A 13,847-nucleotide genomic window follows, 5' to 3' on the forward strand; every position below is an offset into this window, starting at 1 on the left:
CCAGAAGCCCCAGTGTGGAGCACTCATGTGCCGAACCGGTAGCCCGCCATCGAGGACCGCGGCCGCCTGTCACCGGACCTGCGGGCACCGCCATACGCACGAACGTCCGCGCGTCACGCGCGAGTCCGTACCTTGCCTCTTGTAGCCATACCTCGAAGCTTTCACAGCCGCGGACGCCAGGAAGCCCCAGTACCGCTACCGCCGGCCTTGATCGGATTCGAAGGAGACAGAAACCATGGACACGGCCAGGAACGGCACCAAGGACGTCGTCGAGCTGATTCTCGACGATCACCGCAGGATGGAGGACCTCTTCCGCGACATGCGCAGCGTCGAGGCCGACCGGGCCGCCGCGCTGCGGGAGTTCGCCGACCTGCTGATCGCGCACGCCCTCGCGGAGGAGTCCGAGGTCTACCCCGCCCTGAAGCGCTACAAGCACATCGACGACGACGAGGTCGAGCACGGCGAGGAGGAGCACGAAGAGGGCAACAAGGCGCTGCTCGCACTGCTCGAAGTGAGCGAGGTCGGCTCCGACGAGTGGGACGACAAGCTGGAGAAACTCGTCGAGGCGGTGACCCATCACACGGACGAGGAGGAGCGCACCATCCTCAACAGCACACGCGAGAACGTGGCCATGGACCGGCGCGAGGAACTCGGTGACGCGTTCTGGCGGGAGCGGGGCGAGCGGCTCAAGACGGACTGCGGTGCCGTCGACAACGTACGGGCCATCGTGAAGAGCGGCTGAACCGAGGCGGGCCGGAGGTGGAACCCGCCCCGCCCGGCCCCCGCGCTCAGGGCCCCGGCACCTCCGCCCGCCCCGCGGCGGCGGAGGGCCGCTCGGCACGGGGCGGTGCGGGGTCGTCGCCGGGGCGCCGCAAGCAGGTCAGGAGCGGCCCGGTCATCACCGTCGTGACGATCGCCATGACGACCATCGCGGTGAACAACCGGGGATCGATCACACCCAGGCTCAGGCCCACGTTGAGGATGACGAGTTCCGTGAGGCCGCGGGCGTTGAGAAGCACGCCGAGCACGCCGGCCTCCCGGGAAGTGGCGCCGGTGAGGCGGGCGGCGGCGAAGCCGCCCACGAACTTGCCCGTGCAGGCCACCGCGAGCACGGCGGCCGTCACGGCCAGACCCTCTCCGCCGAGGCCGCCGATGTTCACCGCCATGCCGGTGACGGTGAAGAACACGGGCAGCAGCAGCGCGCTGAACTGGTCCATCTGCTGGGGCACTTGGGGAGCGACCGTCTCGATCCGGTCGCGCGGGACGATCGCGCCGAAGGCGAAGGCGCCGAACACCGCGTGCAGCCCGACGGCCTCGGTACCGGCCGCCGTCAGCAGGACTCCGACGACGATGACGGTGTGGACCGGCGCGGCACCCGCCCCGGCCCACCGCCGGTCCGGGGCGAGCATCCAGGCCAGGGCGGGGCGTACGAGGAAGATCAGGCAGCCGAACAGCAGGGCGCTCTGGAGCAGCATGCGGACCACCGGCCACGGGCCGTCCGCCTGCACCACGACAACCACGGCCGCGAGGACGCACCAGGCGAGAAGGTCCTGGACGGCCGCGCAGGCGAGGGAGATAGCGCCCAACGGGTCCCGCTGCAGGCCGCGTTCGGCCAGGATGCGGGCGAGCACGGGAAAGGCGGTGATCGCCATGGCGGTGCCGAGGAAGAGCGCAGGCCCGAGCGGTCCGTCCGCGGCCAGGGCCTTCCGGTCCGTCCAGGGGTGGAGCAGGACGGCCAGACCCGCGCCGAGTGCGAACGGCAGCGCGACCGAGCTGAGCGAGACGGCCGCGACCTGCCGCTTGGCCCGGCCCGACCGCAGATGCGCCGCGTCCAAGTGGTAGCCGACGCCGAACATGAAGAAGACCAGGCCGAGTTGGGACAGTACGTGGAGTGCGGGCCGTATCTCCGCGGGCAGCAGGAGCGTGTCCAGGTGGCCGGGGAGCAGCCCGAGCAGGCTCGGACCGAGGAGGACTCCGCCGACGATCTCCCCGACGACTGTCGGCTGACGTAATCGCCGGGCGATCCGGCCGCACACCCGGGCCACCGCGAGGATCAGGGCCAGCGCGACGAGCGTGTGCGCGAGAGGCATCGGGGCCGGCGCCGTGAGCGCGAGGGCGTGGGACACGAAATGTCACTCCCGTGAGTAGCACGTCGTCCTGATACGTCGTCGAGATGTGACGTCCGGGTACGTCATCGAGATACGTGGTCGGGATACATCGTCGGGATTCAATGAAATGGATCTACGGCAATGCCTGTGCACGGAAGTGCCGGGACTGCGGAAAACCGACGACGGATCAACATTGAATGCCGGGCAGGTGCCTTGTAGTATCGCAGTGGTCGCCGTTGAAATCGAGGATTTTTTCCAAGGGGGCGGGTCGATGGATCGGGACGAGGAATTCCGGTTACTTGACCGTGCGGTGGAGCATCTGCGCGACAAGAAGATCCAGTTGACCGACACCGATACCCGAGTGGGTGTCGAGCGTTATCGGTCGCCCGAGTGGTATCAGGCGGAACTCGACCGTGTTTTCACCCGGCTTCCCTCGATGCTGGTGCACACATCGGAGATTCCGGAAGCCGGCGCTTTCGTCACACTGGAGCACTTCGGCCGCCCGCTGCTCGTGAGTCGTGATGCCGACGGCCGGGCGCATGTGCTGCTCAACGCCTGCCGCCATCGCGGCGCCCGCGTCGAGCAGGCCGAGTCAGGGCTGCGCAGGCAGTTCACCTGCGGCTATCACGCCTGGCGCTATGACTTGGACGGCACCTTGAGCACCATCCCCAGCGCGTACTGCTTTCCTGGTCTCGGCCCGGGCAAGCGGAATCTGCGGTCCCTTCCTTCCGTGGAGGCCTACGGCTTCGTCTGGCTGATGCCGCCGGACCGCCCGAACCGTTCCGATGTCGATGAATTCCTCGGTGACTTCCGCCCCGACATCGATGACCTGGGGTTGGCCGACTTCGAGATCTATGGGGCCGAGAGCCACGAGTGGGAAATCAACTGGAAGTTGGTGGTGGAGGGAACTCTGGAGGGCTATCACTTTCCTTTCCTTCACCCGAAGAGCGCCAATCCGCTCTTTGAGAACAACACGTTCTTCTTCGATGCGTTCGGCCCGCATCTGCGGTCGATCCTGCCGAAGCGCTCCATCAACATGCTCGGCAGAACGAAGCGGAGCGAGCAGCGCCTGCTTTCGGTCGCGAATGTGATTCACACGATCTTTCCCAATGAAACGGTGCTGCATCAGTCCGACCATTTCCTGTGGATCACATCGCATCCGCTCGGCCCGGCCCGGACGCTCGTCAAGCTCCGGCTCCTGGTGCCGCCCGGGTCGGCGGCGGGCCCGGCCGCAGAGTCATGGGAGGAGAACCGCCGGCTGACCTACCAGGTGCAGTACGAGGACCTGGAGATCTACCGCGAGATCCAGCAGGGTCTGGCCGCGGGCGCCAACGACGAACATGTCTTCGGTACCCAGGAGTTCGCGCTGCGGACCTACAACGACACCCTTGAGCGCCATCTGTTCGGCGACGACGGCCAGGACGGCGAGGGTCAGGACGGCGAAGGTGCGGACACTCCCGCGTAAGCCCGCTCCCGACGGAAAGCAGCGGCGGCCTCACGCCGACCCCGGCGTCCGCGCCGCCCCCGACGACGAATCCGCCACCCCGGCCGAGCGCCGCGCCGCCCGCCAGTCCCCGAGGGCATACACCGCGCCCCCGGCGAGCAACCCCCAGAAGGCCCCGCTGATCCCGAAGAACTGCACACCCGAGACCGTCACCACCAGGGTGACCGCCGCGGCCTCCCGGTGCTCGGCGTCGGACATCGCACTGAGCAGCGAGGTGCCGAGCGCCCCCAACAGGGCGAGGCCCGCCACCGCTTCGATCAGCAGCGGTGGTGCGGCGCCGACGAAGGTGACCGCGGCGCCCGCCCCCACACCGAACACCAGATACGCGGCGCCGCTGACGGCGGCCGCCCGGAACCTCTTGCGCGGATCGGGGCCCGCGCCCTCGTCGGCACAGAGCGCCGCGGTGATCGCCGCCAGGTTGAGGGCATGCCCGCCGAAGGGCGCCGAGGCGAGCCCGAAGGCGCCGGTCCAGCTGAACAACGGGCCGGGCCTCGGTTCGTAGCCGTTGGCGTTGAGTACGGCGATGCCGGGGATGTTCTGCGAGGCCATGGTCACCAGATACAGCGGAAGGCCGATACCGATCAGCGCGGACGCGGTGAACTCCGGCGTCACCAGGGTGGGTTGGGGCCACAGCGGCCCAAGGCCCGAGAGCGGTACGTCGCTGCTCACGATGATCACCACAAAGGTCACCAGGACCGCCGCGGGCATCGCGTACAGCTTCTTGAAGGCCGCCACGACCGCCCAGGTGACCACGATGGCGAGGCCCGCTGCCGGGTTGGCCTGCACCGCTTTGGCCGGAGCCAGGCACAGCGGCAGCAGGATGCCCGCCAGCATCGCTCCGGCCAGCGGCTTGGGGATCGCCGTCACCCACTCCCCCAGGCGCCGCCACAGTCCGGTGACCACGATCAGCGCGCCGCAGACCAGGAACGCCCCGACGGCGGCGGGGAATCCGCCGCTCACCGACGCCGATCCGGCGAGCAGCGCGGCGCCCGGCGTGGACCAGGCGACGCTGACCGGCATCCGGGTGCGCAGGCTGAGGAAGATGCCGCAGGCGCCCATGCCCAGGCTCAGGGCCATCAGGCCGGAGGCGGCCTGGGCCCGGGTGGCGCCGACCTGTTCGAGCCCTTCGAGTACCACCGCGAAGGAGCTGGAGAAGCCGACGAAGGCCGCGATGAGACCGGCGGTGACGGCCTTGACCAGCTGACCGCGGTCACCGGGGGCCGCCTGCGTCCCGGTGCCGGGGGTGTCAACGGTGGTCATGGGACTCCTCGTATCCGCTCTGCACCACGATGTCGCGCATGACCTCGCTGGCCCCGGCGGCGACGGTGGCCGCCTGCGCGTCGTGCACGATCTGCACGAGCGCAGCTCCCTCGCGAAAGCCGTCGGCGCCGTGCAGTCGCTGGCACTCCTCGGCGACGGTGCGGGCCACTTCCGTGGCTTTGAGCTTCGCCATCGAACAGGCAGTGATGGACAGCGGGTCGCGGGCGTAGCTCCAGGCGGCGTAGTGGGCGAGCTGCCGTGTGGCCTCCACCTCGGTGAGCAGGTCCGCCATACGGTGGCGCAGCGCCTGGCGGGTGCTGAGCGTGGCGTCGAAGGCGCCGCGCCGCTTCAGGTGCCGCCAGGTGATCTCCAGGCAGTGGGCGGCGTCGCCGACCGCGGTGAGCCCCGCGGCGAGCCGCTCCAGCTGCATGTTCTTCATGATCTGCACAAAGCCGCCGTTGCGTCGCCCGATCAGGTTCGCCCGTGGGATGCGCACCCCCTGGAAGGAGACGTCGGCCATCGCCGATGCGCGCCAGGAGACACAGTCGTTGGCACTGACGTGGACCCCGGGCCGCTCGCGTTCGATCACGCACAGGCTCAGGTCGCGCCGCGCACCGCCGGCGGCGGGCCCGGTGCCGTTGTGTGCTTCGCCCACGCGCACGGCCGTCACGAAGAAGTCGGCGAAGCCGCCGTTGACCACGAACCGCTTCTCGCCGTCGACGACGAGCTCGTCGCCCTCCTCACGGGCGGTGGCACTGAGCCGGGACAGGTCGGAGCCCGCCTGCGGTTCGGTGATCGCCAGGCCCGCGAGGAGCTCTCCGGCGACGGCCGGGCGCAAGAAGCGCTCCTTCAGGGCGTGGGATCCGTCGGAGGCGAGATAGCTGGTGGCCATGTAGGCGTGCAGGGCGACGGCGAAGCGCACCCCGCCGAAGCCGAGGCGGCCCAGCTCCTCCAGGAAGACGACGGAGTGGAAGATGTCCTTCTCCTCACCGCCGACCGCCCGTGCGTGCTGCAGGCCGAGCAGCCCCTGTCCGGCGAGCTTGCGCCACACCGGGCGCGGCATGGTGCGCTCGCGCTCCCACTGTGCGGCGTGCGGGGCCATCTCCCGGTGGAGGAAGGCACGCACGCTCTCCCGGAACGCCTCGTGTTCGACAGTGAGATACGGCGATGTCGTGGCCGCCGGTGCCAGGTCCAGGGTCATCACGCACCCGCCCGCAGAGGGTCCGTGATCGTCCGCAGATGGTCCGCGATCGTACGGACGACGGACCGCTCGTGGTCGTGCAGGAAGAAGTGGCCGGAGGTGAACGTGTGGATGGCGAACCCCTTGGTGGTGTGGTGCTGCCAGTCGGTCATGTCCTCGTACGGGTCGATGTCGTCGCCGTCTCCGCACAGGGCCACGATCGGCAGCGGCAGGCGGCCCGGCGAGGGCTGCCAGGTCTCGGCGATGCGCAGGTCGGCGCGCAGGGTGGGCTCCAGGAGGTCCATGAACTTCGGGTTGTCCAGGACCTCTTGGGGCACTCCGTTCATCTCGCGCAGCCGGGCGGCCAGGGTCGGCCGGTCCATGGAATGCATATCGGGCCACCGCGGCGGCCGCCCCGGGCCCCGGCAGGCGGAGACGACGAGCAGGCCGGGCGGGCGGTGGCCGAGTTCGGCCAGGACATGGCTGAGTTCATAGGCGAGGCGGGCGCCGAGACTGTGCCCGAAGAAGGCGTACGGTCCCTGCTCGCTCTGCGTCGCGAACGCCTCGGTGAGCTCCGCGAGCGCTTCGGGCCAGGAGCTCAACGCCGGTTCCCCGAAGCGCTGTTCGCGGCCGGGCAGGCGTACGCCCACCGCCTGCGTCCCGGCGTCCAGGTGGCGTTGCCAGGTGCGGAAGACCTGGGTGCCCCCGCCTGCGTAGGGGAAACAGAACAGCCGGGTGCCGGCCACCGGGGCGGCGGCCGGGCGGCCGGGGTCGGCGTAGTGGGCGAACAGCCGCACGGCCCTACGCCATCGCCTCGTCGATGGCCTTGGCGAGGCTGCCGAGGCGGGCGTCCTCGTAGAGCGTCTCGGGCAGCAGCACGTCGGGGGCGAAGCGCTCGTCGACGCGGGCGAGGAAGCGGATCGCGGTGAGCGAATTCCCTCCGAGTTCGAAGAAGTCGTCCTCGGCGCTGATGTCCGCGCCGCCGAACAGGTCGTGCCAGATCGCGGCGACGGCCTCCTCGGTGGCGGTGAGTGTGCCGCCGCCGGGCTGCGGCGCGGCGGATTCCTGCGTGGTCATCGTCCCCTCCTGGGTGGGTCGGTGGGCTGGTGGCGTGGGTCAGGGGCGGGCAGCCGCGCCGGGGCGGTGGGCCGCGAGCAGGGCGTGGCGGTCGGTCTTGCCCGTGTCGGTGAGCGGCAGTTCGGCGCACAGATGGATGCGCGCGGGCACCATGTACGGCGGCAGCGCGCGCCGCAGGTGCTCGCGAAGGGCGGCCTCGGTGACCGGGTCCCCACGGTCGTCGGCGCTCAGCACGAAGGCCACGAGGGACTTGTCGCCGCGGGTGTCGACGGTGACGTAGCTGCGCCGTACGGCCGGATGGCGGTCCAAGTGGTGGCTGATCTCGCCGAGTTCGATGCGGAAGCCGTTGACCTTCACCTGGTCGTCGACGCGGCCGGTGAAGACGAGGGAACCGTCGGGCTGCAGCCGGCCGTGGTCTCCGGTGCGGTAGAGCCGCTCGGCGCGGCCGTCGACGAGGCGGTGCACGAAGCGTTCGGCGGTCAGCTCCTCCTGACCGAGATAGCCGGGGCTGAGCCCGTCCCCCGCGAGCCAGATCTCCCCGGTCGCGCCCGCCTCGCAGAGCCGCTCGCCCGCCGGGCCACTGTGCACGACGTAGAGGCGGGTGTTCTGCAGGGGGCGGCCGATCGGCAGGACGGGTGAGCCGTCGGTGAGATCGTCGACGGGGTGGTAGGTGGCGAAAGTGGTGGCCTCGGTGGGGCCGTAGACATGCACGAGGCGCCCGGGTCCGTGCTCGCCGAGAGCCGTGGCGACATGGCGGATCGAGTGGAGTTCACCGCCGGTGAGGACGGTGTCCACCCCGGCGAGCGCGTCGGGCCGCTCGTCGATGACGGCGTTGAACAGGGCGGTCGTGAGGAACAGGACGCCGATCCGCTGCTCCCGCAGGACCTGGGCGAGGCGGGACAGGCGGATGAAGCTGTCCGGATAGAGCACGCACACGCCGCCGCGCAGCAGCGCGCCCCAGATCTCGAAGGTGGCGGCGTCGAAGGTGACCGGGGCGAGCTGAAGCAGCCTGGCACCGGGGCCGAGCGGGGCGTAGCGCGCCCCGTGGACCAGGTTCGCGATGCTGCGGTGGCGCACCGGGACGCCCTTGGGACGGCCGGTGGATCCGGAGGTGAAGTTGATGTACGCGAGGGCGTCCGCGGAAACGGCGACGGCCGGGCCTGTCTCGGCGTCGACCGCGTCCTGCGCCCCGGCGGACAGCACCTGGCAGGGCCACGGCCGGCCGGAAAGCGCAGGCGCCCGGTCGGTCAGGATCCACCGGCAGCCGGCGTCGGCGAACAGCGTGCGCAGCCGTGCGTCGGGCCAGTGTGCGTCGAACGGCAGATAGCTGCCACCGCACTTGAGCACGGCGAGCAGCGCCACGACCAGCTCGGGCGAGCGGACCATACTGACGCCGACGACGGTGCCGGGGCCCACGCCCTGCGCGGTGAGGCGCAGGGCGAGGCCGTTGGACAGGCGGTCCAGCTGCCGGTACGTCAGCTGCCGCTCGCCCTGCACCACTGCGTGCTGTTCGGGTGTCTGCCGGGCCCGGGCGCCGAACAGCTCGGGCACGCTGCGCTCGCGCGGGTAGTCGACGGCGGTGCGGTTGACGGAACGGTGCAGGGACAGGGCCGCGGTGGAGCCGGTGAGAGGCTGCATCGAGGTGTCCGCGATCAACTCGCGATACGGAACGGGGTTCCGTTGACCGTCGTATCGACGAAGCGGTTGTGCCCGTACTTGTCCGCGCCGCTGACCAGGACGCAGCCGAACTTGTCCAGGCTGGCCTCGCCGCCGAATTCGGCGAGCGACTCCGAGTACGGGTACACCTGCACCTGTGTGGGCAGGTAGCGGGCCGCGTATCCCAGGCGCATCTGGTCGGTGGTGCCGGCGTGCGGATGCGAGGCGTGCATCAGGGTGGACCAGAAGATGATGAACTGCCCTTGGCGCATCACCATCGAGCGGGCCTGCGACTCGTCGGGGCTCCAGTCGGGGTCCTTCTGCAACTGGCGGTAGTCGTAGCCGAAGAAGCCGCGTCGGACGCCGTCCTTCTCGACCTTGTTGACGGAGTCCGCGTCGTACTGCATCACCTTCGACTCGTCGTAGTTCATGGTCTTGTGCGATCCCGGGATGAACTGCAGACAGCCCATGTCCACACTGGCCTCGGTGAACGCCGTCCACACGGTGATGGTGCCGCCGAACTCGGAGTCCTCGGGCCAGACGATCTGCGGATGCTTGGACCCGGCGACATTGGAGAAGTTGTCGGCCTGGTGCCAGTCGGTGCCCTCGTCGCCCGGGTACTTGGGGAAGAACTCGGTGCGCCAGCACAGCACATCGGGGCCGAGGAGGCTGCTGACCCGGTGGACGATCTCCGGCCGGGTGATGTGGTCACCGAGAAAGTCGACATCGAGGTGACGGTCGTAGTTGGCGAGATTGGTGACCCCGGAGACGGCCCTGTCCTGCGCGTAGATGGCCTTGCGGGTGTTGAGGAGCTTGGGCCGCAGCGCCCGGAGGTTCTTCTCCATCTCCCCGGGTTCGTACAGGTCGAACGGGCCCAGGTACCCGTCGCGATGGAACTGCGCGATCTCTTCCGTGCTGAGCGAAAGATCGGCCATGCATCACCTCGGTGTGATCGACGCTTTGCCAGGAAATGGCATGCGCGAGCCGGAATCTGACTGAATATCACCACTTACGATGTGCTAGGCACTGTCTAGCACAGGCCGGATCGCGGACGCTCCTATTCCTCCGAGGCCGTCTCGGCGGGTGGACAAGCGCAGGAACGAGCTCGGGTCAGGGGGCTTTGGCAGGGGCGGCTGTTCCTACGGGGCGCGCTGATGCGGTGAGGCCAACGCCCCGCTCCTGCAGCGGAGTTGGACGCACACTGGACAGTGAACCAAGGGCTCACCGCTCGATGGCGGGCATACCGCTGGTGAGTTGTGACGTGGCGCCCCCTGCACAGGAGCACCTCGTACGACTCTCTCCTGCTCTTCTCGACGATCTCGGTCGCACTCACGGTCGCCGTCACACGTTCAAGGCAGGCACCGCTGTCGCCCGCCCCGCACACCGCCGCGGACCGGTACTGCCGTACTTCATCGACAGAAGCCACCACCGCATACAGACCCCAGGCCGACAACGGCAAGAACACCAGCACACCGACGACGAGGAACAACACACCCAGCACAATGTGCCCGGCATCCGAGCCACGGCCGGGGCCCCTGGCCCCGGCCCCCACGGCGGGGCGATCGGTCGCGGGGCGTCCGGTCCTCGACCGGAGCGGAAGGGAACCGGCCCCTGCCCGTGATCGCTCGCGTCCATGGCGCCAAGCTACAGCGCGCACCGCGCAGCAGACGGGGCGGGGCCCGGGCTCCGACGTCGCCGCCGCCCGAACGGTCATCGCCCGAGGACCGGACCCGGCTCACCTTCGCCGCATCGGTCTTCCTGCTGCTCGGGGTGATCGTCTGCGGGGTGTCGGGGTACTACGTCACGGGGTACTACCTCACCCTGTCCACAGGCGTATTCGGCAAGCCCGGGACGTGCACCGTGGAGCACACGAGCAGCACGAGCACCGACTCCAAGGAGGGCACCAGGGGCACCCGGCACGAGGGCACGTTCCGCTCGCACGACGGCATCGTGCGCGACGACGACGGCCTGCCTGGCCATGTCCGTCTTCCTCATGCGCCGCGCCCCGGCCCCGCATGAGCGCCGCCGCGTCAGCACCGCACGCAAGGCCACGCCCTGTGACCTGAAACCCCTCAAATACGCGTGCATCGCCGTCTGTCGCCTGTTGGTATGCGGCATCGCGGCGCAACTTCAACCCGGATCCCCGGACCTCCCGGCGGCGAGGACCTCTTGCGGTTGGTCCACCTCCGAGTTCCGCACACCCATGTGCGCCATCAATACCGCCCACTCCCCGGCGAGTCGGCCACGGGCCCAATCGAGATGCATCACTTATAAGCCAGATAGCGGCAAGCCATACGTCGCTTCTCCGCGAGCCCTGAAGCAACCGCTCCCCGCAGCCGACCCAAAAGGCCGGAGCGGGCCTCGAAAGATTTCAGCCAAGGCTCCTTCTCTTCGTACTCAGGAGCTTTCCAGCCACCCCCGAACAGCCTTACTGACGCACCGTCAGAATCCTTACGCACGCGTGATCCACGTCTCCTTGACTCTCGCAGAATGGTCACCCTAGAGTGCTTTTCGATCTTGCCCAATAAGCGCAACACCGCCGCACAAGCTCTTCCATCTTGAAGGAACGTGCCGCCTGCATCGACCTGCAGGTCGGGGGATGTTCTCAATGGCATTCACGAATAAGCCCGCCACATGGGTTGCCCAGTGCAAACTAAGCGTGAGCGTCAAAAACAAGGAGAAACATAAATGGCCGGTTTCCTCGACACCATCACCAAGACGCAGAAGCCCCGAGTGCATAAGTACACTCAGGAACTTCTGGACCGCGCGGAACGTGAACACGGCGAGGACTCAGGGGCCTACCGGGGGATTTACAACCAGTACTTCCGCATGCCGTCCACCCTTCCCAGCGTCGGACAGAGCACCCGCCACTTCGACGCACTGATGCACGACGACTCCGCAGGGCCTTGAGCGGCTCTACCGTCGCGTCGTCGTGATCGACATGCTCTCGGCCTGCGCCAGTGAATGCGTCTTCTGTGTCCGCGGCCTGTACGACCGGCACACCCTCGGCAAGGACCAGATATCCGCCATCGCGGAGTATCTGAAGAAGGACCGGTACCTGCGCGAGATCCTCATCACCGGCGGCGACCCGCTGATTTCACCTCGCAAGCTGGACGAACTCCTCACCGCCGTCGCCGAACATGCCCCGAACATCACCTCGGTACGTATGGGAAGCCGGCTGCCCGTGCAGAACCCGTCGGCGTTCGGTGCGGAGACCTACGGCATCTTCGAGAAGTTCGCCGACCGTTTCCTCTTCGAGATTTCGCTGCAGATCAACCATCCTTTCGAGCTGCAGCCCGAAGCCGTCGACGTGTTCCAGAACCTGCAGCGCCGCGGCGCGCGGCTCTACAGTCAGAACGTCCTCCTGAAGGGCGTCAATGACGACATCGAGACGCTGATCGAGCTCTACGACGAGCAGCGGGCGCTGCGGTTCATCCCGCACTACCTCTTCCACGCCGTGCCCATGGTCGGCACCGACGAGTTCCGCACCAGTGTGCACAAGGGCCTGAAGCTGGCCCGCGAACTGTCGACGAGCGGCTATCTGAGCGGCCTTGCCAAGCCCAAGTTCACCGTCATGACCGACATCGGCAAGGTGACGCTCTATGACGGCACCATCCTGGAGAAGAACGGTCACCTGCTGACCCTGCGCACGTCCTACCGGCTCGAGGACCGGCTCCGCTGGAACCCCGGCTACCAGCTGCCGGCCAGCGCGACGCCCAACGCCGAGGGCACCCTTGACGTCACCTACATCGACGGCGAGGACTGACGTGAGCAGTCAGGGCAACCGGACCGTCTTCTACTTCTTCGATTCGGCCTCCTCGATCCGCGCCTTCGACCGGCTGCGTTTCCCGCACGAACGTGACGGCCTGAAGCTGACCACCGTGTGCGTCACATCGGACGACGTCATCCCGGCGTCTCATCACAGCGACGCCTTCGACCACATCTTCGTTCTCCCGGCGCACCCGAGCCCGTACGACCCTTGTTGCCTCGACGCCGGCGCAGCGATGGAGTGCGTGACGCAGGTGTGCGGCCCCGATTTCCGTCCGGAAGCCGTTTCGGTCGTCTCCTGCGGCGAATACACCGCTCTCGTGGCCGCGCAGGTACGGGAGAAGCTCGGAATTCCCGGACCCTCGGTCAACGAGGCGACCGGGTTCCGCGACAAGCTGCGCATGAAGGAGGTGGTGGGAGCCTCCGTCACGACGCCCAAGAACCTTCCGTTCCAGCGGGCCCGTTTCCTTCGTGAGCGCGAGGCCTACCTGGATCACCTCCTCACCGAACTGGGCAGCCCGTTCATCATCAAGCCCACCAACATGGCCAGCAGTTCCGGTGTCCGCAAGGTGCACAGCAGTGCCAACGCGGCCGACGTCCACGCGGTACTGCAGCAGCATCAGGGAGAATTCGAAGCCGAGGAATACGTCGTCGGTGAGCAGTACCACTGCGAAACGCTGTACCACGACGGCCGGTTGCTCGCGTCTTTCGTGTCGCGCTTCAACTCCAGCATGCTCGACATGATGAGCGGTCGTACGGTGGGATCACTTCCGGTGCCGCTCTCCGATCCGGTCGGCCGCAAAGTCAGCGAGTGCTCGCACCTGGCCTCGCTCGCCCTGGGCGCGCGCAACGGCGTGACCCATACCGAGGTCATGGTTCGGCCGGACGGCACCGTCGTCTTCATCGAAACCGCCTCGCGCGCACCGGGCGGGGACGTCGTCGGCAGATATGTCGAATCGTTCGGTGTGGATATTCTCGAAATCGATCAGCGCATCAAGTCCGGTGTGCCCTACGAGCTCGCCGTGACCGAGCGGAACCGGTATTCGTTCTGGGCGTATGTACCGAAGCCGGACGGGGTCATCGCCGATCTGAAGCTCCCGGACCTGTCCAGCACCATCGACGTCACCTGGTTCGTGACGCCGGGCGAACGCACACAGCGCAGCGCCAGCTTCGAGGAGCCCGCCGCACTGCTGATCGTCGGCGGCGACGACTACTCCCGCGTTTCCGCTGATTTCGCATCCGTGCTGGATTTTGAATTCATCACCGTGCACGCCGGCGCCTAAGCGAACAGCGG

At 68.2% G+C, this 13,847-nt stretch carries 13 protein-coding genes; 6 read left to right on the forward strand and 7 right to left on the reverse strand.

The features are described from left to right. Positions 1–235: 235 nt before the first annotated feature. Complete coding sequence (locus ACFQVC_RS27195) at positions 236–742, forward strand: hemerythrin domain-containing protein (RefSeq protein WP_381835383.1); 507 nt, start codon at positions 236–238, stop codon at positions 740–742. A gap of 46 nt (positions 743–788) precedes the next feature. Here ACFQVC_RS27195 and ACFQVC_RS27200 read toward each other — a convergent pair whose 3' ends face one another. Further along, a complete protein-coding gene (locus tag ACFQVC_RS27200) occupies positions 789–2,126 on the reverse strand; it encodes a cation:proton antiporter (protein ID WP_381835385.1) in 1,338 nt (445 codons plus the stop codon). 109 nt (positions 2,127–2,235) lie between these two features. Here ACFQVC_RS27200 and ACFQVC_RS27205 point away from each other — a divergent pair, with 109 nt between their 5' ends. After that, positions 2,236–3,573 carry an aromatic ring-hydroxylating oxygenase subunit alpha gene (locus tag ACFQVC_RS27205; RefSeq protein WP_381835387.1) on the forward strand — a complete coding sequence of 446 codons (1,338 nt, stop codon included), beginning with the start codon at positions 2,236–2,238 and terminating at the stop codon, positions 3,571–3,573. Positions 3,574–3,603: 30 nt separating this feature from the next. Here the strand turns inward: ACFQVC_RS27205 and ACFQVC_RS27210 are convergent, their stop codons facing one another. The 6 genes from ACFQVC_RS27210 to ACFQVC_RS27235 are packed head-to-tail and all read right to left on the reverse strand — an operon-like array spanning position 3,604 to position 9,720. Then, positions 3,604–4,872 (reverse strand): benzoate/H(+) symporter BenE family transporter, encoded by a 1,269-nt coding sequence (locus ACFQVC_RS27210; protein WP_381835389.1) that lies wholly within the window; start codon positions 4,870–4,872, stop codon positions 3,604–3,606. Then, the gene (locus ACFQVC_RS27215; RefSeq protein ID WP_381835391.1) at positions 4,859–6,073 is read right to left on the reverse strand and encodes an acyl-CoA dehydrogenase family protein; all 1,215 of its coding nucleotides are present in this window, start codon (positions 6,071–6,073) and stop codon (positions 4,859–4,861) included. Before ACFQVC_RS27215 ends, ACFQVC_RS27210 begins: the two co-directional genes overlap by 14 nt. Then, entirely contained in the window at positions 6,073–6,849 is a 777-nt protein-coding gene (locus ACFQVC_RS27220) for a thioesterase II family protein (RefSeq protein WP_381835393.1), read from the reverse strand. Before ACFQVC_RS27220 ends, ACFQVC_RS27215 begins: the two co-directional genes overlap by 1 nt. Positions 6,850–6,853: 4 nt before the next feature. After that, positions 6,854–7,129, reverse strand: a complete 276-nt coding sequence (locus ACFQVC_RS27225) for a phosphopantetheine-binding protein (RefSeq protein ID WP_381835395.1) — start codon at positions 7,127–7,129, stop codon at positions 6,854–6,856. Positions 7,130–7,168: 39 nt separating this feature from the next. Continuing rightward, entirely contained in the window at positions 7,169–8,767 is a 1,599-nt protein-coding gene (locus ACFQVC_RS27230; protein ID WP_381835397.1) for an amino acid adenylation domain-containing protein, read from the reverse strand. 14 nt (positions 8,768–8,781) lie between these two features. Continuing rightward, entirely contained in the window at positions 8,782–9,720 is a 939-nt protein-coding gene (locus ACFQVC_RS27235; RefSeq protein WP_381835399.1) for a chlorinating enzyme, read from the reverse strand. 682 nt (positions 9,721–10,402) lie between these two features. Between ACFQVC_RS27235 and ACFQVC_RS27240 the strand changes: the two genes are divergently transcribed. The 4 genes from ACFQVC_RS27240 (at position 10,403) to ACFQVC_RS27255 (ending at position 13,836) form a co-directional block, all read left to right on the forward strand. Then, positions 10,403–10,804 (forward strand): hypothetical protein, encoded by a 402-nt coding sequence (locus ACFQVC_RS27240; RefSeq protein ID WP_381835401.1) that lies wholly within the window; start codon positions 10,403–10,405, stop codon positions 10,802–10,804. Positions 10,805–11,473: 669 nt separating this feature from the next. After that, entirely contained in the window at positions 11,474–11,695 is a 222-nt protein-coding gene (locus tag ACFQVC_RS27245) for a hypothetical protein (RefSeq protein WP_381835403.1), read from the forward strand. A 31-nt stretch (positions 11,696–11,726) separates the two neighbouring features. Continuing rightward, the gene (locus tag ACFQVC_RS27250) at positions 11,727–12,551 is read left to right on the forward strand and encodes a radical SAM protein (protein WP_381835678.1); all 825 of its coding nucleotides are present in this window, start codon (positions 11,727–11,729) and stop codon (positions 12,549–12,551) included. Position 12,552: 1 nt separating this feature from the next. After that, positions 12,553–13,836: an ATP-grasp domain-containing protein gene (locus tag ACFQVC_RS27255; protein WP_381835405.1), complete on the forward strand. Its 1,284-nt coding sequence runs from the start codon at positions 12,553–12,555 to the stop codon at positions 13,834–13,836. Positions 13,837–13,847 lie beyond the last annotated feature (11 nt).

Source organism: Streptomyces monticola, assembly GCF_042665355.1.
Lineage (GTDB): Bacteria > Actinomycetota > Actinomycetes > Streptomycetales > Streptomycetaceae > Streptomyces > Streptomyces monticola.